The 17,259-nt window shown below is 34.4% G+C and carries 19 protein-coding genes; 9 read left to right on the top strand and 10 right to left on the bottom strand.

All coding sequences use genetic code 11. The features are described from left to right. Window positions 1-24 precede the first annotated feature (24 nt). Together JE46_RS07825 and JE46_RS07820 are read right to left on the bottom strand one after the other, a co-directional pair. Window positions 25-3,294, bottom strand: coding sequence for an efflux RND transporter permease subunit (locus tag JE46_RS07825; RefSeq protein ID WP_031454709.1), 3,270 nt, complete (start codon window positions 3,292-3,294; stop codon window positions 25-27). A gap of 12 nt (window positions 3,295-3,306) precedes the next feature. Then, complete coding sequence (locus JE46_RS07820; protein WP_031454708.1) at window positions 3,307-4,692, bottom strand: TolC family protein; 1,386 nt, start codon at window positions 4,690-4,692, stop codon at window positions 3,307-3,309. Window positions 4,693-4,854: 162 nt separating this feature from the next. Here JE46_RS07820 and JE46_RS07815 point away from each other — a divergent pair, with 162 nt between their 5' ends. Both JE46_RS07815 and JE46_RS07810 read left to right on the top strand, forming a co-directional pair. Continuing rightward, the gene (locus JE46_RS07815) at window positions 4,855-5,892 is read left to right on the top strand and encodes a sensor histidine kinase (RefSeq protein ID WP_031454707.1); all 1,038 of its coding nucleotides are present in this window, start codon (window positions 4,855-4,857) and stop codon (window positions 5,890-5,892) included. Further along, on the top strand, window positions 5,892-6,599 hold the full coding sequence (locus tag JE46_RS07810; RefSeq protein WP_031454706.1) for a LytR/AlgR family response regulator transcription factor: 708 nt from the start codon (window positions 5,892-5,894) through the stop codon (window positions 6,597-6,599). Before JE46_RS07815 ends, JE46_RS07810 begins: the two co-directional genes overlap by 1 nt. 99 nt (window positions 6,600-6,698) lie before the next feature. Here JE46_RS07810 and JE46_RS07805 read toward each other — a convergent pair whose 3' ends face one another. Continuing rightward, on the bottom strand, window positions 6,699-7,418 hold the full coding sequence (locus JE46_RS07805; RefSeq protein WP_031454705.1) for a DUF4386 domain-containing protein: 720 nt from the start codon (window positions 7,416-7,418) through the stop codon (window positions 6,699-6,701). 186 nt (window positions 7,419-7,604) lie between these two features. On the opposite strand from JE46_RS07805, the gene JE46_RS07800 reads away from it, so the two are divergent. Beyond that, the gene (locus JE46_RS07800; RefSeq protein WP_031454704.1) at window positions 7,605-8,078 is read left to right on the top strand and encodes a hypothetical protein; all 474 of its coding nucleotides are present in this window, start codon (window positions 7,605-7,607) and stop codon (window positions 8,076-8,078) included. Window positions 8,079-8,332: 254 nt separating this feature from the next. Here JE46_RS07800 and JE46_RS07795 read toward each other — a convergent pair whose 3' ends face one another. The 4 genes from JE46_RS07795 to JE46_RS07780 form a co-directional block, all read right to left on the bottom strand. Further along, complete coding sequence (locus JE46_RS07795) at window positions 8,333-9,097, bottom strand: SDR family NAD(P)-dependent oxidoreductase (protein ID WP_031454703.1); 765 nt, start codon at window positions 9,095-9,097, stop codon at window positions 8,333-8,335. Between the two features lie 240 nt (window positions 9,098-9,337). Next, a complete protein-coding gene (locus JE46_RS07790; RefSeq protein ID WP_031454702.1) occupies window positions 9,338-10,264 on the bottom strand; it encodes a helix-turn-helix domain-containing protein in 927 nt (308 codons plus the stop codon). 135 nt (window positions 10,265-10,399) lie between these two features. Then, window positions 10,400-10,963, bottom strand: a complete 564-nt coding sequence (locus JE46_RS07785) for a 2'-5' RNA ligase family protein (RefSeq protein ID WP_031454701.1) — start codon at window positions 10,961-10,963, stop codon at window positions 10,400-10,402. A 1-nt stretch (window position 10,964) separates the two neighbouring features. Continuing rightward, the gene (locus tag JE46_RS07780) at window positions 10,965-11,279 is read right to left on the bottom strand and encodes a hypothetical protein (RefSeq protein ID WP_031454700.1); all 315 of its coding nucleotides are present in this window, start codon (window positions 11,277-11,279) and stop codon (window positions 10,965-10,967) included. Between the two features lie 175 nt (window positions 11,280-11,454). Between JE46_RS07780 and JE46_RS23820 the strand changes: the two genes are divergently transcribed. Together JE46_RS23820 and JE46_RS07775 are read left to right on the top strand one after the other, a co-directional pair. Beyond that, window positions 11,455-11,616, top strand: a complete 162-nt coding sequence (locus tag JE46_RS23820) for a DUF1328 domain-containing protein (RefSeq protein WP_031454699.1) — start codon at window positions 11,455-11,457, stop codon at window positions 11,614-11,616. Between the two features lie 87 nt (window positions 11,617-11,703). Next, complete coding sequence (locus JE46_RS07775; RefSeq protein ID WP_031454698.1) at window positions 11,704-12,354, top strand: DUF5661 family protein; 651 nt, start codon at window positions 11,704-11,706, stop codon at window positions 12,352-12,354. Window positions 12,355-12,512: 158 nt separating this feature from the next. On the opposite strand, the gene JE46_RS07770 is transcribed toward JE46_RS07775, so the two are convergent. Continuing rightward, window positions 12,513-12,989 (bottom strand): hypothetical protein, encoded by a 477-nt coding sequence (locus JE46_RS07770; protein WP_031454697.1) that lies wholly within the window; start codon window positions 12,987-12,989, stop codon window positions 12,513-12,515. Between the two features lie 35 nt (window positions 12,990-13,024). Further along, window positions 13,025-13,351, bottom strand: a complete 327-nt coding sequence (locus tag JE46_RS07765) for a hypothetical protein (protein ID WP_031454696.1) — start codon at window positions 13,349-13,351, stop codon at window positions 13,025-13,027. A 186-nt stretch (window positions 13,352-13,537) separates the two neighbouring features. Between JE46_RS07765 and JE46_RS07760 the strand changes: the two genes are divergently transcribed. Continuing rightward, window positions 13,538-14,113, top strand: coding sequence for a YciE/YciF ferroxidase family protein (locus JE46_RS07760; protein WP_031454695.1), 576 nt, complete (start codon window positions 13,538-13,540; stop codon window positions 14,111-14,113). Window positions 14,114-14,366: 253 nt separating this feature from the next. Here the strand turns inward: JE46_RS07760 and JE46_RS07755 are convergent, their stop codons facing one another. Beyond that, window positions 14,367-14,867: a pyridoxamine 5'-phosphate oxidase family protein gene (locus JE46_RS07755; protein WP_031454694.1), complete on the bottom strand. Its 501-nt coding sequence runs from the start codon at window positions 14,865-14,867 to the stop codon at window positions 14,367-14,369. 181 nt (window positions 14,868-15,048) lie between these two features. On the opposite strand from JE46_RS07755, the gene JE46_RS07750 reads away from it, so the two are divergent. From JE46_RS07750 to JE46_RS07740, 3 genes are all read left to right on the top strand, one after another. Continuing rightward, on the top strand, window positions 15,049-15,483 hold the full coding sequence (locus JE46_RS07750) for a response regulator (protein WP_031454693.1): 435 nt from the start codon (window positions 15,049-15,051) through the stop codon (window positions 15,481-15,483). Window positions 15,484-15,812: 329 nt separating this feature from the next. After that, entirely contained in the window at window positions 15,813-16,154 is a 342-nt protein-coding gene (locus JE46_RS07745; protein ID WP_031454692.1) for a hypothetical protein, read from the top strand. A gap of 275 nt (window positions 16,155-16,429) precedes the next feature. After that, the gene (locus JE46_RS07740; RefSeq protein WP_031454691.1) at window positions 16,430-17,254 is read left to right on the top strand and encodes a hypothetical protein; all 825 of its coding nucleotides are present in this window, start codon (window positions 16,430-16,432) and stop codon (window positions 17,252-17,254) included. The last annotated feature ends 5 nt before the right edge of the window (window positions 17,255-17,259 follow it).

Below are 17,259 nucleotides of genomic sequence, written 5' to 3'. Positions count from 1 at the left end.
CTTTGGACTTTCAAACTTTATGACTTATTTTAAGGATGAGATATAATGGATGCTTTCTTCGTCTTCAGGATCTAAAGAAACAGATTGTGTTGTGGTATGTTCCTGCGCCCAGGCGAAAATCAACGGTAAAATTAATAATACGGCAAAGGTAGAAAACAATAATCCCCCAATTACGGCTCTTCCCAACGGAGAAACCTGATCGCCTCCTTCGCCGTGACCAATTGCCATTGGCAGCATTCCCGCAATCATCGCCACCGAAGTCATGATAATCGGACGAAGACGCAGTGCCGCAGCTTCACGGGCCGACTCTAAAGCGTTTCCGTTTATTTTTCGCAATTGTTCGGCATTGGTAACCAGTAAAACGGCATTCGCAATCGAAACCCCAACGGACATGATGATTCCCATGTACGATTGTAAATTCAGCGTTGAACCTGTAATGGTAAGCATCAACAATGCCCCCAAAACTACCGCCGGAACCGTGGTTAAAATAACCAGTGAAACCTTGAATGACTGGAAATTAGCGGCTAACATTAAGAAGATTACAAAAATAGCAACCAATAACCCTACTTGTAAACTGCTTAATGTTTCGCTCAATACTTTACTCAGTCCAATAGGCGTGACAAATAAGCCACGTGGTAATTCGCCCAATGAACTGATTGTTGCATTAACATCTTTCGCTGCCGTCCCCAAATCGGTCTGATTGATGTTTGCTGTAACTGTAATGTATGGCATCGCCCCTAAATTGTCATTTTCACCGCTCACAAAGCCGGGTGTAATTTTTGCAACGTCACTCAAAACAGGACGAAGCGAGTTTTTCAATACCGGAATTTCTCCAATATCGGTTTTGCTTTTCATTTGGTTTAACGGAACCTGAACCTGAACGTTTACAGATAAACCGGTTCGTTCGTCAATCCACGTATTTTTTTCAGTATATCGCGATGATGAGGTCGAAGCGATCAGCGAACGCGAAATATCATTCATATCGACACCCAATTCGGCAGCACGGGTTCTGTCAATATCAATGTTCATCGCCGGATAATGAATCGGCTGACCAATCTGCACATCACGGAAATAGTCTATTTTCTGTAGTTTTTCTACAATTTGATTCGCATATAATTCATTTCGCTTTTTGTCTTTTCCTGCAATTCTAATTTCGATTGGAGTAGGAGAGCCCTGGCTCAAAACCTTATCCGTTAATTCGATCGGTTCAAAAGTTAGTTTGACATCAGGCAGTACCTTTTTGATTCTCGCTCTGAATTCATCTTTAAAATCATCCATATCGGCATGATATTCTTTTAAACTCACCTGAAAAACAGCTTCATGCGAACCCGCCATGAATAGGTAAATCGGGTTAATCGAGAACAGTGATGGGTGCTGACCTACATATACAGATGAAATTCCGATGTGTTCATTGCCAACCATTTTCTTCAGTTCTTTCAGTACCAAAATGGCTTTTTCTTCTGTACGTTCCAAACGAGTTCCGTCGGGAGCGCGCATTCTCAATTGAAACTGGCTTGAATTTACTTTCGGGAAAACATCTTTTCCGATGAACGAAATAAATACAACGGCAAGTGTCGTAGCCAGAACCAAATACGTTAAAGCTGCTGCTTTTTTGTATGGGAACAATCGTTCAAGTGTTCGCATAAAACGAATTCTGAAACGCTCAAAAGCACTGATTTTTCCGTTTCCATCCGTATCCGTTCTTTCAACATAATCTTTTTTCTGAGTAATCAGTTGTTTCTCTGATTCCGGTGTTAATCCGCAGGCGTTAAATTCGGCTTCATCGTCTGTGATTTCCGGTGTATGATCGTGTTTTGGATGTGCTTTCATCAACCAGTTCGCCATTACAGGTACAAAAGTCTGAGATAATAAAAACGAAATGACCATTGAAAAACCAATCGCTAATGCCAACGGTAAGAACAAGGCGCCCGGAATTCCGACCATCGTAAAGGCCGGTGCAAAAACCGCCAGAATACAAAGCAGAATCAATAATTTAGGCAAAGCAATTTCCTGACAGGCATCCCAAATCGCGAGTGCTTTTGGTTTGCCCATATCGAGATGCTGGTGAATATTTTCTATCGTTACGGTACTTTCATCCACCAGAATTCCAATCGCCAGCGCCAATCCGCTCAGGGACATTAAGTTGATGGTTTGCCCGAATAACTTCAGGAATAAAACACCCGAAATAATCGAAATTGGAATCGTCAGGATTACGATTAACGCTGCACGTCTATCACCTAAGAATAATAAAACCATTAATCCGGTTAAAACCGCTCCGATGATTCCTTCGGTAATCAAACTTTTAACGGAGTTGATTACATAAACCGACTGGTCAAATTCGTATGATAATTGTACATCCTCAGGAAGTGTGCTCTGGATTTTAGGCAATTCCGACTTTAATTTCTGAACCACATCCCAGGTCGAAGCGTCTCCGGCCTTTGCAATACTGATATAAACCGAACGTTTTCCGTTTACCAAAGCATATCCGTTCGTAACGTCGGCACCGTCTTTTACCGTGGCAACATCGCCTAATTTCAGGTTTTGAACACCGCCTTTAAACAACGGAATCTGTTCAAAATCCTTAATTTCTTTAATCGTATTATTGGTTGGCGAAATGTAATTGATATCGCCAATTCTCACGTTTCCTGATGGCGCTGTCTGGTTGTTGATACGAATCGCTTCCACAATCTGATCGGGCGTCATATTATGTGAACGCAATAAATCAGGATCTACATTAACCTCTACTGTTCTTGGGCTTCCGCCAAAGGGAGCCGGAGATAATAAACCCGGAATCGAAGTAAACGACGCACGTACATAAACGTTCGCCAAATCCTGCAATTCGTTGTTAGAACGTATTTTACTGCTCAAAACCAATTGCCCAATCGGCAGGGAAGAAGCATCAAAACGAATGATAAACGGAGGTTGTGTTCCCGGAGGAAAAGCCGCCTGAATCCGGTTCGAAAGCGCTCCTAATTCGGCAGCTGCCTGCGCCATATTGGTATTTTCGTAATAAGTCAGTTTCATAATCATCAACCCCTGGATATTCTTGGTTTCTACCGATTTTATACCATTGGCAAAAGGGAGGATGTTTACGTAATTTTTAGCAAAATAAGCCTCCATCTGATCCGGAGTATATCCTCCAAAAGGATGCGCAATATAAATTACAGGCAAATTCATTTTCGGAAGAATATCTACCTTGATGTCTTTGATGGCACCAATTCCGAAGAAAAATAAACCGGCCACCAATACCAATATAGAGATGGGTTTGCGGAGTGCAAAACGTATTAAATTCATTAGGCTCTATAATTAAAATTCATTTATAAATAAGTCAAAATTGCCTGTTGCGGCTACTTTTAGCAAATACGACTGCCACACATTATTGTTGACGATATCACGGTCGATTTCGGCGCGGTTCAGCGTGTAAATCGTCTGGGTCAGATCGGTCAGGTCTGTTAATCCGTTTTTGTATAAAGTCGATTTTTGCAGATATGCCCTTTGTGCTGCGTTTACCTGAATTGGCGCTTCAGCATAATTCTCAAGAGTGATTCTAATTTTATCTTCGGCGAAATTCAATTGTGATTTTAGTTCCCTGTCGGCCTGATTGTATTCTTCCTGCAAAGCCTGAGAAACAAATTTTTGTGCGCTCACTTGCCTGCTTGATCGGAACGGAGTGGTTAAATTCCACGTAATTCCAATTCCTAATAAATAATTAGTGCGATCCGGATTGACGCCATCCCAGTAATTTCGGTTAAAAGCAGTCTGATCTGTTGCGTAAGACGAATCAAATCCTGAAGCCCGGGTTTGCAACACACCAAACGCACTCATGGTAGGATAATAAAAACGTTTGTACAATTTGACCTGCTGGTTGCTGTAATCAATTCTCGTTTTATACAATTGCAATAACGGGTGAAGGCTATCAGTTACACTATTTTGTTTTATAAGTTCTTTTGGAATCTGCGTAACAAAAAGGGTATCAGTAACAAAATCCTGAGGCGCAACACCCATTAAATCGACCAGTTTATTGTTTTGTTCTTTAACGAAATTTTTAGCGAGGTTCAGTGCCATTTTAGCTTTCGAAACTTCGGCTGTAGCCAAAGTCGAATCCACTCCGGCCAGTAATCCGTTTTTGACTCTGGCTGCGGCGGTTCTTTTGAAAACTTCGGCACGGTTTAAATTCTTCTGTTGTGAAATCAGTAATCTTTGGCTTGCCAGTAAATTGAGATAAGCGGCTGAGATTTTAATTTCCAGCTGGAATTTCTCCTGATTCAGATCCTTTTCTTTTGCCTGAAAATCAATTTTAGACAGGTTGATTTTTTCCTTTGCTTTTCCGAAAGTGAAAAAATCCCAGTTCATATTCACTAAATAAAGTGCCCCAAAAGCCGAGTTCCAGTTTTGTTCTGGAAGCGGTAATCCCGAAGAAGCCACTCCCAACCCTCCAAAACCATACAATGGTCCGTTTTGTCCGTTTACAGTTCCATAATCTTGCTGGGCAGACAAATTTAAATTGGGTAAATAATCGCGTTTGGATTGTTTTAGAGTTTCGCGAGAAGCATTCGTATAGTTGTTTTTTGCTCTGATCGATCCGTAATTTTCAAGGCCTGTTTTAATAGCGTCCTTTAAAGACAACGTTTGTGAATAACCGATTGAGGCAAAAATCAAGAAAAATAATAAAGTAATTTTTTTGAAATACATAAACTCAAAGTGTGAAATTATAGTCCAAAATTATTTTACTTGTATCGATATATGAGTTCTTAAATGATGTACTGCAATAATAAATGACCAATTGAATTTGTCATTTTTTGGAAAAAGAAATTAAATATTTGTCCGTACTTTGTAAACTATTTAATTTTAAAAATGAATAAAAAATTTGATAACATACTGGACAACAAATGGTGGCAGGAAATTGCCGTTGTTCTCTTCTCATTTACAATTTATACTTTGAAGAATGACTGGATGTTATTTAGTTCTTTTACTTCTATTTTAATGGGTGTTTTTTTCTACTTCGTTTTATACATGCACGCCCAATTCAACCGCTTTTTTCTTCTCCCTATATTATTTAAAACACAACGTCCTTTAACCTATGTGTTTCTAACTCTTTTTGGTGTGTTTGTCTTTTCGGTTTTACTGTACGAGATTACCATGCTGAAGATGTTTAGCAATTGTCATCTCTACCAAAATTCACATCAAAGAAGTTATGTATATCAATTGGCTAGTGTTTTAGGGACTCTGGTTTGTATTTTGAGTCCGATAATTGTGTTTAAATTCTACAGAATTCACAGAAAACAAACCAATGAAACCTTGCTGTTTAATGAAATGCAGCTAAACTCATTAAAAGGACAACTGAATCCTCATTTTTTATTCAATACTTTTAATACACTTTACGGAATCAGTTTGGAATTTCCCGAAAGAACGCCGGATCTGATTATGAAAGTATCACAGCTGATGCGTTATCAGCTCGAAAGCAACAACAAACAATGTGTATCACTTGAAGATGAACTGGAATTTATAAACAGTTATGTGCAGCTTGAAAAAGAGCGCGTAGGCTATCGCTGTGATATTACGTACGATTGCAAAATTGACAACGAAAACGCCTACAAAGTTTCACCAATGTTATTAATTGCATTTATCGAAAACGCCTTTAAACATGGAACCTGCGCCATCGAAAAATGTTATGTTCGCATTATTGTTACAGTCGAAAATGGTTTACTGCATTTGCACGTTGTAAATTCAATTCCGAATAAAAAAACAGATGTTGTATCGACTAAAATTGGTTTAAAAAACACCAAAGAACGTTTGAATTTGATTTATGGAAAAGAATATAAATTGAATATTCAGGAAGATAAAAACACCTACATCGTTGATTTGAAATTACAACTGAAAAAGTTTGTATGATGAAGGAGACTAAAAAATGCATTATCGTTGATGATGAGCCGGCAGCGCATTATGTTCTGGCCAATTATATCAAACAAAATCCACAGCTGGAACTCGTTTTTCAGGGCTACAATGGCGTTGAAGCTATGGATTATCTGCGCGAAAACAAAGTCGATCTGATGTTTCTGGATATCAATATGCCTGAAATTTCAGGAATGGAATTGCTGAAGATTATTCCAACGCATCCCAAAACGATTTTAACAACAGCTTATTCTGAATTTGCTTTGGAAAGCTATGATTACGGTGTGATTGATTATCTTTTGAAACCTATTTATTTTCCAAGGTTTTTAAAAGCTATTGACCGTTTTTTTGCAACAGAAAATGTAAAAAGCAGGGAAGAGGAAGTAATAAATTCGGTTAGTGTAAAAGTAGATGGTTATTTTATGGATATCGAATTAGACCAGCTTTTGTTTGCACAAAGTTTTGGCAATTACGTAAAAATCCATACTTTAAAAAGAACGTATCTGGCTTCAAGTACTACTACAGAATTAGAAAAATGCCTTCCTGAAAAAAGTTTTATGCGCATTCATAAATCGTATATTGTAGCATTGGATAAAATTGAAGAAAGTGAAAAAGATTTTGTGGTGATAAAAAATGAAAAACTTCCGGTTGGTATTACCTATCGACGAGAATTGACCGACCGACTGAAGAATAAAGACCATATATAAAAGTTCAGAAATAAGTGCTTACTAATTCAGTTATTTCAAAAAAGAGGCCTGCTAAGATTCATTTCCTGCAGGCTTTTTTAATTCTGATTTTATTTTAGATTAGCTAACTGCTAACTTTTCTTTCCAAACAGGAAGATTTACACCTTTAAAAATAAGCCATAAGCTAAGTGCTAATTCTGCGATAAGGCAAGGCATCAATAATAGAATACTGGAAAGCTGCGGCAACAGAATTAACGCAAAACTGTTTATCAGATAACAAAATCCGGCGATTGTCATCAGTACTCCAAATATTTTTGGAAAATAGCCCGATTTGTAAATTAAATACCCTTCGATAAGACATACAAAACCAAAAAAGATCAATCCAACCCCGAAGCCAAAGTCGTGCAATTTTATAGAAAGATAAGATAATGTATGCAATTGATCCGGACTAAAGGATTTTAAATAATCAGCATCTCCCAAAAAGAAAAGCGCTGCCAGTAGATTTAATTTGTTGGCAACCAAAACAGCAGTCTGAATCAAATTGAAAGAAAGATTAAGGAGTGCAAGTTTTTTGTTTACAGGCCTAAGTAAATAATAGAGAATTATTATTACAGGCAGATCACAAATCTGCATAATCAAATCTGCGGTAATGCCAATTTTCCATAAAAATTCAGAATGGATGATGTTGTTTGCAGTAGCCGTTGCATCTCCATAAACAACTAGTTTATTTCGGACAAAGGTTTCAGCAAAAGCACCGGCTATGATGATGAGTAAATAAAACAACCCTGCGATTCGGGCATAAAGCTGGGGAGAAGTTTCAAATTTTTTATTGTCTTTCATAGGTGATGATTTGGTTTGGAGATTAGACGGTTAGTACATCAAAAAGTTACTTGTTTTGTCAATTAAAAATCAGATTATTTTTAATTTAAACTGAAAATTTCATGGAAACTTCATTTTAAATTCATTTATAAGTAGTAAATTTAGTACTGATTTTTTGAATTTATTAATTTTTTAATGATAGAAAAAATGAAAAGAATATTTGTAATTTTCGCTCTGTTCAGCTTTAGTTTTTTAATTGCACAGGAAGGAACGAATATGAAAAAAACAGTAACCCCTCCTGAACTGGTAAGAGTTGCTTTTGAAAAAGAATATCCCGGAAAAACACCTGTCTGGTATGAAGAATACGTGGGTGATGATAATGATGAAATCCGCTATGAAGCTAAATACAATGTAAACAATACTACAAAAGCATTGGCGATTTATGATAATCTAGGCAATATGAAAGCATATGAATTGCAGATTCCATTAAGCAAGCTGCCGCTAAAAGCACAAACCTACCTGAAGAAAAATTATCAGGCAAAAGCAATAAAAGAAATGGCAGTAGTGGTTGATGATAAAAACCAAACTACTTATGAAGTTGGAGTCAAAAAAGATTCAAAGTTTTACGATCTCATTTTTGATAAAAATGGAGGATTCGATGTGAGTATCGAAAAAAATTAAATGTGCTTACTTACTAATTCAGATATTTAAACGACAAACCCGATAAGTTTTGGCTTATCGGGTTTTGTTTTTAAAGAAGTATAGTGTTAATTTAAAACAGATAGAAACATAGCTTTTGTAAGCGTAAAAAGGTGCTTAACTTATTTAAAAAGCGAATAGCTATTGTTGAGAAATGAGTTTGTCTTTTTTAACCTTTTCAAAAAAGAAAAATCTATGTTTTTGTGTGTTGAAAAACAGGTTGAATTTCTAAAATATTATAAAAATATTCCTCCCGAAACCTCAATACGCTGTCCATTTACCCAACGGGATTCTTCAGAACATAAAAAGGCAACTACACCGCCAATATCATCAGGAAGACCAACTCTTCCTAAAGAGGTTAAGCCGGCAATCATTTGGTTTATTTCATCATTGTCACGAACAGCGCCTCCGCCAAAATCAGTTTCAATAGCACCGGGAGCCACTATGTTGGCTCTGATTTTTCTCTCGCCCAGTTCTTTTGCCTGATATTGTGTCAGAGTTTCGATAGCGCCTTTCATCGAAGCATAAGCAGCGTAACCCGGAAATGAAAATCTTGCCAGACCACTTGAGATATTTACAATTCCGCCGCCATCGTTTAGTATGGGTAATGCTTTTTGGGTTAAAAAGAAAGGGCCTTTAAAATGAATATTAGTCAGGAGGTCAAATTCGTCTTCGGTAGTTTCTGCAAATGAATTATGAATTCCGATTCCGGCATTGTTTACCAAAAAGTCGAATTTATTTGTTTTGAAAGTGTTTTTCAGAACAGTTGAAACGTTTTCAATAAAGGAATCAAAAGTAGCGGAATCAGCTACATTTAACTGAATTGCAGCTGCTGTCTGACCTAAAGTTTCAATCTCTTTGACTACTTCATCAGCTTCGTCTTTTTTACTGTTATAAGTAATAATTACGTCAATTCCTTTTTTTGCAATTGCGATTGCCATATTTTTTCCCAAACCCCTGCTTCCGCCTGTTACCAAGGCGATTTTTGTATTTACTGCCATTTTGTTTGATTTAAATTAATAAGTCAAAGGTAGGAGCGAAGCAATATTTATATATTGTAAATATCAAATCGATGTTTGCGAAATTCAAATCAGAATTTAAAATTCAATAGCAATGTCAATAGCAATATCAATGTCAATATCAATGTCAAAATTTAATAACAATGTCAATAACAATTTCAAAAATTAATGTCAATTTCAACTCAAACTCAAAATTGGAACTTTAAACTTGAAATTTTTAAATTAATTTCTGAAAGCCAGTGGTGTTAGAGAGGTTTGTTTTTTAAAGAAGTTTGAGAAGTGTGCCAGTTCTTCAAAACCCAGCGAATAGGCAATTTCAGAAATATTCCAGTCGGTTTGTTTTAAAAGAATTTTGGCTTCGCTGGTTAATCGGGAACTGATTAATTCTGTTGTAGTCTTTCCTGTGTTTTCCTTCAAAACTTTGTTTAAGTGATTAACATGAACAGATAGCCTTTCTGCAAAATCCTTGGCGGTTCTTAGTTCTAAACGCTGATGCGTCGATTCTATTGGGAACTGTCTTTCTAATAATTCTGCAAATAAAGAAGAAACCCTTGCAGCCGAATTATGTTTGGAATACAATGCTGTAATGGGCTGTAATTTCTGTCCAAAGTGAATTAACTCAGCGACATAATTCCGAATCAAATCATATTTATAGACATAATCAGAGTTGATTTCTTTTTGTATTTTATTGAAAATCAATTCTACTTCTGAAACTTCTTCATCCGAAAGCTGAAAAACAGGATAGCCGTCTGAAGCAAAAATAGGTAGTTCGTTTAAATCAATTCCACTTTTATTTTTCGATAAAAATTCACTCGAAAATACACAAAATTGTCCAGCCTGATTGGTTTCCTGAGGGATATAATTGTATGGGATCCTGGGTGTGGCAAACAAAAGTCCCTGCTTTTCAATTTCGATTATTTTGTCGGCATATTCTGCTCTGTTTTTTCCGCGAATTAAACTTATTTTGTAATAGGCTCGTCGGTCATAAGGCATGGCGGCGCACTTACTGGAAAGCCTTTCTAAAAGATCTTTGATATCAAAAATATTAAAATGACCAATCTCTTTCTGAATGTCACTTGGCAATAATGAATTTGGTTCTACAGTTGAGCCTTCGGTAATATCCTTGTAAAAAGAGTCTAATGATTTCATAAGTGTGAATTGTAAAATTCAAATATACGGAAACTAATTGTGAGATGTAGAATGTGAGATGTAAAATGTGAGATGTAAAATGTAAAATGTAAAACTAATTATTATTCACTTTCTAACTTCTAACATTTTACAAAATCAAAACAAACTTCCCTGAACAAATTCAGGTTGTGCATTTCCGTTAAATATAAAAGTATCAATAACAAAAAACTGTTTTTTAATAGGGTCGAGTTCGCGTAAGACAATTTCTTTACACAAAAAATCAATTTCAATAGTAGTAAAAAGCTGTGACGCTATTTTGAGATTTTCAGAAGAGAGTTTTCGGCCAATCGACAGGTGCGGATCGTCGCTTTTTTTTAGTTTTAAAGATTTCAGAGTTTCCTGAATCTTTTTCATGACCGGCTTCAGATTATTTTTCGAAACTTCATTGGGAGCAATAAAAAAGGCACCGCTGTTTTCATAAAACGAAAAATGATCCAGATAAATGAGGAGAGGTGTAAAAGTATCGCAGACTTTAACAAGTTTTTGTTTGAAGATATTAATTTGAGAATCGTCAATTGTGAATTCGCAGATCGTAATATGCGCAGTAGAGTTACAGCTGTTGTACCAGTTGATTTTGCTTTTTAAATACTCCTTCATTGTTTTGACAGCATCAATAACATTCTGCGAAGGATAAATTGCAACTGAATACTTTTTCTCCATCTTAAAGTTCTCCTTTTTTATAAAGCCGGTCATAAATTTCAGACTGAAGCAATCCGCTTCCGCCACCAAAATGTTCTATGATTTCAACTCCCGGATGGGCTTTTAAACAAAATGCTGAAAATTCCTTTTCGACATGATCCTCAATTGCAGCGCTTAATAGAACAAAATCAACATTATACTGTAAAAAGTGATCCTTGGCTAATTCTTCATCATTAAACCCAACGGCATTCCAGTTTTCATTTGCATTTACTAACCTTAGCAAAATTTCAAGTATGGGTTGATTTTTACCTAATATTAAAAAGTCATATTTTTTCATAATGCTATAGTTTTCATTACAAAAATAGTTTTTAAAAGCTAAAAATGACTTAATCTACATTAAGAATAACATTCGATTGCGATAAAAAAATAATGTTTTGAGTTAATCTAATTCCTGTTAAAAATGGAAATTTGATATAACAAAAAAAATCAGTATTAACTAAAAAATCGATATTATGTTACGTTGGACAGTCATTTTTATTATCCTGGCTATAGTAGCCGGAATATTTGGTTTCGGAGGAATAGCTGCCGGAACCGCTAGTATCGCTAAAGTCTTATTCTTTATATTTATTGTATTATTTCTGCTGTCATTAATTAGCGGAAGAAGAAAAATTTAGATAAAACTTCAAAAAAGGAAAGTAAAAAAACGGCACATTTATTTTGGTAAATGTGTCGTTTGCAATTTTAAAATAAAACATAAAATCATGGGAACAAAAAGTGGTGCTTATCAGGATGTTTACATCAAAAGAGAAGATGAAATGGTAAGCTTAAAAAATGATGTAACAGATTTTTGCGAAAAATATATAAAACCGATTCATCCGGATAATTGGGACTGGTCGGTCAGGGATTTTGAAAATCCGGATAATGATCCAACCGTTGAGGAAGCAAGAGTAATTGGAAGATTGGTTTTTAAAGATTTGAGTGATGAAAAAGAAACCGATGTTGATCTTTCTACGATGAATAATGTTGAATCTATAAAAGCTTACTTAAATCCGGACAGTAAGTATGAAGTATTTAACATGGAAGAATTTGCTTTTGCGCTTAAAGTCGAACTGGAACATGGAAGAATTAAGGATGTCAATGTAACCAACAACCATCCTTTTTTAACTGCGATGATTGCACTCGCTCATATGACAGAAAGCCTGACGTATTATAAAAGATTAAGAGTGATGGAAGCTGAAGGTGAAATTTATGAAATCATGCGTAAAATAGAAAGTTCAGACAGTTTTGAAAAAGACAAATGGTACAAGGAACTGATTAAAGCCGAAGAAGAACTTACAGAAGCAAGAGCGGGTCTGGCGGAACGTCTTGAAAAAATGGATGATATTCCGGCTCTGGAAAAAATTGGGGATTAATACTCAATCAGTTCTTAGCTATATTTGAAAAAAGGGTTCAACTTTAATTAAAAAGTCAACCCCCGTTATTTTTATACTTACACACTTTTTAGGATAGTGTCTAAAAAAAACCGTTAGAAGCTCTAACGGTTTTTTGGTGGTATTTTATTTATACAAGCTTAGAATTTTCTGGGATCATTTGAAGGATAATTTTCTTCATTTTTTTCTTCCTGAATATCATCTTCTTTATATTCAAAGCCGTCCTCTTCTTTAATCTCTTCGTCGTCCTGATCAATTTCTTCTAAATCTTCTTCTGTTTCATCAAAGGTATTTTCGAATGAATCAGAAGGATTGTCAAATTCATCATTAACGATTCTCTCATCGCCGTCAAGGTCAATTTCTTCATCCACATCGTCTAAGTTGTCTTCGCCTTCGAGATCTCTGTCAGCGTGAAAATCATCATTTAGGTCGTCTAAATCATCTTCATCATTTGTGATTCGTTCATCAGGATTTGGTTTGTTTGGATCATGACCATTTCGAACTGCAAATCCCTGTTCGGCGATTTCTCTGTTGCTTTGTCTCTGTTCATTGTTTTGATACAGTTCCTCATTCATAAGGACATTTTTATCCGTAGTATTTTGATCTATAGTGTTCATAATAGTAGTTTTTATTATTAATATTTAGTTTATGATTAGTCATTTCGTTGTTCTAACTCGTCATAATCTAAGTTTTCATCGTTTTGTATGCCTTCTTCTTCCTGTTCCGTTTTTTCAGGTTTGTAGTAATTATCATCTTCCTGATGTTTTTTAACATATTCTTCTTCGCTCATAGTTCCATCATTTGGAATATTTTCATTTCGACATATATTATCCTTTTTCAGAAGTTTATCAATCGCTTTTTCAATTAACACAGCAGCATCAGGGTCTAAAAATCCACCCTGAAATTTTTGTTCAAAGTAAAGCTGTGCGTTTTCGTAATCGTTGTATTTGTTTGTATGATATAATATGTGAGTTTTCATGGTGTTTGTTTTAATATTAGATATTACAAATTTATTCATCATTTAAAAGAATCATCTTACAGGATTTATCGATCTCCTTTCATAATATACAGGTGTTCATCTTGAAACTCTGGATTTGAATAATATAAGTAAAGGGCTGATTAACAATCTAATTTTGAAAACATTAATCAATAAAAATTTATAATTATGAAAACTACAGATAATAAAAAAGAAACAGCTCTTAAACAAGAAGCTAAAAAAAGTGGAGCAGTAAAACCAAAGTCAAATGCTGCAACGGGCCTGACAGAATTGTTTGAGGATAGTCTTAAAGATATCTATTGGGCAGAAAAAGCCCTGACAAAAGCCCTTCCAAAAATGGCAAAGAATGCAACTTCAGCTGACTTAATCGAAGCATTGAATGCTCATCTCACCGAAACAGAAGAACATGTCATTCGTCTGGAAAAAGTTTTTGAACTGATAGGTAAAAAAGCGACAGCTAAAAAATGTGATGCCATGGATGGTTTAATCGAAGAAGGAAAAGGAATTCTTGAAGAAACAGAATTAGGTGTGGTACGTGATGCCGGAATAATTGCAGCAAGTCAAAAAATTGAACATTATGAAATTGCAACTTACGGAACCCTTAGACAATTTGCAGAAACATTAGGATTCGAAGAAGCAGCTGCTTTATTAGAGCAAACACTTGATGAGGAAAAAGGAGCAGATAAAAAACTTACTGAAGTAGCAGTAAATGCAGTAAACCTTGAAGCTGCAGAATTAGAGTAATTTTTTATTAAATATTAAAAAGCGCAGTTCATACTGTGCTTTTTTAGTTTATTAAAATAGAGATATCATGCCAGAAGGTCCATCAATAGAGATATTTAAAAAAGCAGTGCAGTAATTTTGAGTGCAAAAAAATCATTGATGTTTCGGGAAATAGCAGTATCGATTTTTGAGGTTAAAAAACAAAACGATACTTGAATTTAAAAAAAATATAAAAATGACAATTAATCATTTCAATTACCATTTTTATGTCCTTCTATAGTTCAAGATTGCCTTCTATTCCGTCATCCATTGTTTTTCCGGTTACAAAAGCTACTGTCATTTTTGCAATTGCAACCATTTTACCATTTTTATTATTCCAGTAATAGCCAACTTCGGGAACAACTTTTATGATACTCAAATTAGGATCATCAGCACCGCCGGTCATCCAGATCTTGATTATAGGATTCCATAATTCTTTAATCCTTTTTCGATCATACGAAATAGTAGCATTGCCATGCAGGATCATGAATTTGTCGTGAGGCTGGGCAAAAATAATTTCGACTTTTGAATTCGCTGAAATTTCTTCATTTTTGTTACTGTTTTTATCTGATAAGAAAAAAAAAATTCCATATTCGTCAATCTCCTGAAATGACATTGGGCGAGATTGTAATTTTTCGTTTTTATATGTACACAGCATACACGTTTTTATATCTTCAGCCAGATCTTTTATTTTTTCAGCTGCTGAAATATTTTTAAGGTCTTTATGATCTCCCATGGTTTTATTTTTAAAATTTCTACAAAAAATAAAGAACAGTTTTTTTAGTTTTTTACAGTTATATAATTCATTCTTAGGATTATGATATTTCTATTTTTCCTGTTTTCAGAAATTGTGATGTAATTGGTAATCCTGTTAAATTATTTATCTTTGACGTAGATTTATTAATTTAAAAATTCTTATGGATGCAATAACTATATTCTACACTGATGATGATGATGATGATTTGAGTATTTTTGCTGATGCTGTAGAATCATTGCATAAAGAAATAAAACTTCAGACATACACTGGTGGAGAAAAACTGTTAAATGCAATTTATAATCCCCCACCAACACCGAATGTTATTTTTTTGGATTTGAACATGCCGGGGAAAAACGGTTTTGATGTTTTGGCAGAACTTTATAATGGCGATAAACTAAATATTCCGATCATTATATTTTCAACATCAAATGAGCCCGGAATTATCGAAAAATGTCGTGCTTTAGGAGCCAGTTTATTTATAACCAAGCCAGTTTTAATGAATGACATTATAAAGTCTATTGAGCATGCCCTGCAAATGGACTGGGAGAATTTTGTTCCAACAGTTAATAATTTTGTTTTTCAAAATAAAGATTAAAAGTACTGCCTTTATCTTTTAGTTTTGATTATTGTAATTCCTTATACTTTTCTGCATTTTACAATTTGCTGAGCCAATCTGGCTCTATTTCTGGTTGGTTCCACGATATTGATAATTCGGATATGGCATTGTTTTAATTGCTTTTTTTCGGGTTAAAATCTCAATATTGTTCTATATTGAATAGATCATAGTTGCTTTTTTTAATTTTTGCACAAATGACTTAATGGGATAAAAAAAATATTTTTTGAGTCAAAAGGTTCTTTTTAAATAAGTGAAATTTGCTTAGAAAGGTTTGAAAAACTTTAATGAATCATATAATTCAAATTATCATGAAAAAAGAACTTTCAAAACACGAATTAGAATATATAGAGGAGTATCAAAAAAAAGGGTATTGCTGTAATTTTTTGTTTAAGGATGACTCTCTTTTAGAAACAGAATCTAAATATTCTTATAAACCGGAAGAGATTTTTATTGTAGCCCATCATAGATACGAAGGAATGAGCGATCCGGACGATATGTCAATTTTGTATATTATAGAAACGGCAGACAATAAAAAAGGTACTTATTTATTAGGATATGGCCCATCTGCCGATTTGGAAGCAGCTGAATTTTTTAAAGACATACCCGAAAAAAACTATTCGACTAATGCCGATATTAATAAACTCACTTAAAGCTTAATTAGATTCATAGGTTAGGATTTTTTTATTTTGCTGAAAAAACAGCTGTTCAAACATTAAGTTGGAGCAGCTGTTTTTGTTTTTATCAGACATGTTGTTTTTTTATAAACTATTAATTATGAAAGTCCTGCGAAAAATTATATAACAACAAACCTTCACAGTATATCGAAATTTGAATTGTTCAAAAGAGATAGAATTAATTATAAAAAATTAAAGTTTAAAATTCCGAACTCTTTTTAATTATAAAACTCATTTTTAAAAACGATCAGATGAAAAAACTTTACTTAAATACAGGCAGAATGAACACTATTTTTAATGACCTTAAAGATAGTTTGAATGGGACATTAACTTCAGAAAATAATCAATACAATTTAACGGTTAAGTCTAAAAATGCAAACGGGTTTATAAGTGGTATCACTTTTAATAAACAAATTTCATATATACAATTTGATATCGTATTTAATGATGATACGTTGCTTAGCATGGAATCCTGCGCACATTCTCCTATTTTATTCGCTTACTGTTCAGAGGGTAGCTTTAATCATAGTTTTGGAATCAATGGTGCAATAAAAAAAATAAAAACCAATCAAAGCGGTATTATCAGAAACACATCAAATATTAATAATATTTTTTATTTGGACGGATATAAACGTGTTCAGATGTCGATTGTGATCTGTACTGCTTCTAAAACAGATGATATTGGTCTCTTGTCAGATTTAAATAAGATTTTCTATAATACATCAGGACAATATATCAATATTGAGCCGCAAAATTTTAAAATCGCACAAAAGATCAAAGAAATTGAGGCTATTCCGCAAAAAGGAATTGTAAAAAAATTATTGAGTAAAAGAATTGTAGAAAACATTTTAGAAACAGAACTCGATCAGCATACATATGGATATATGAAAGACATAAAGCCAATTTTAACACTCGCCAATAAACAAATAGAAGAACTTAAAAGAGTTTCTAATTTGAATTTTTTGAATGCGTTTTCAGGAACCGGCCACATGAGCCGAAATTATTTATCAAAAGTATTTAAAGAAAAATATCATCTGGCATTCAGTAAATTATACAATCAAAAATTAGTTAGCTAGCAGAG

This window comes from Flavobacterium chungangense LMG 26729, assembly GCF_000735715.2.
GTDB lineage: Bacteria > Bacteroidota > Bacteroidia > Flavobacteriales > Flavobacteriaceae > Flavobacterium > Flavobacterium chungangense.
This window is presented reverse-complemented; position numbering and strand designations above follow the sequence as displayed.

Coding starts and splice junctions, on each gene's coding strand:
- JE46_RS07825 (WP_031454709.1), bottom strand. CDS start 3,294: ATGAATTTAATACGTTTTGCACTCCGCAAACCCATCTCTATATTGGTA.
- JE46_RS07820 (WP_031454708.1), bottom strand. CDS start 4,692: ATGTATTTCAAAAAAATTACTTTATTATTTTTCTTGATTTTTGCCTCA.
- JE46_RS07815 (WP_031454707.1), top strand. CDS start 4,855: ATGAATAAAAAATTTGATAACATACTGGACAACAAATGGTGGCAGGAA.
- JE46_RS07810 (WP_031454706.1), top strand. CDS start 5,892: ATGAAGGAGACTAAAAAATGCATTATCGTTGATGATGAGCCGGCAGCG.
- JE46_RS07805 (WP_031454705.1), bottom strand. CDS start 7,418: ATGAAAGACAATAAAAAATTTGAAACTTCTCCCCAGCTTTATGCCCGA.
- JE46_RS07800 (WP_031454704.1), top strand. CDS start 7,605: ATGAAAAGAATATTTGTAATTTTCGCTCTGTTCAGCTTTAGTTTTTTA.
- JE46_RS07795 (WP_031454703.1), bottom strand. CDS start 9,097: ATGGCAGTAAATACAAAAATCGCCTTGGTAACAGGCGGAAGCAGGGGT.
- JE46_RS07790 (WP_031454702.1), bottom strand. CDS start 10,264: ATGAAATCATTAGACTCTTTTTACAAGGATATTACCGAAGGCTCAACT.
- JE46_RS07785 (WP_031454701.1), bottom strand. CDS start 10,963: ATGGAGAAAAAGTATTCAGTTGCAATTTATCCTTCGCAGAATGTTATT.
- JE46_RS07780 (WP_031454700.1), bottom strand. CDS start 11,279: ATGAAAAAATATGACTTTTTAATATTAGGTAAAAATCAACCCATACTT.
- JE46_RS23820 (WP_031454699.1), top strand. CDS start 11,455: ATGTTACGTTGGACAGTCATTTTTATTATCCTGGCTATAGTAGCCGGA.
- JE46_RS07775 (WP_031454698.1), top strand. CDS start 11,704: ATGGGAACAAAAAGTGGTGCTTATCAGGATGTTTACATCAAAAGAGAA.
- JE46_RS07770 (WP_031454697.1), bottom strand. CDS start 12,989: ATGAACACTATAGATCAAAATACTACGGATAAAAATGTCCTTATGAAT.
- JE46_RS07765 (WP_031454696.1), bottom strand. CDS start 13,351: ATGAAAACTCACATATTATATCATACAAACAAATACAACGATTACGAA.
- JE46_RS07760 (WP_031454695.1), top strand. CDS start 13,538: ATGAAAACTACAGATAATAAAAAAGAAACAGCTCTTAAACAAGAAGCT.
- JE46_RS07755 (WP_031454694.1), bottom strand. CDS start 14,867: ATGGGAGATCATAAAGACCTTAAAAATATTTCAGCAGCTGAAAAAATA.
- JE46_RS07750 (WP_031454693.1), top strand. CDS start 15,049: ATGGATGCAATAACTATATTCTACACTGATGATGATGATGATGATTTG.
- JE46_RS07745 (WP_031454692.1), top strand. CDS start 15,813: ATGAAAAAAGAACTTTCAAAACACGAATTAGAATATATAGAGGAGTAT.
- JE46_RS07740 (WP_031454691.1), top strand. CDS start 16,430: ATGAAAAAACTTTACTTAAATACAGGCAGAATGAACACTATTTTTAAT.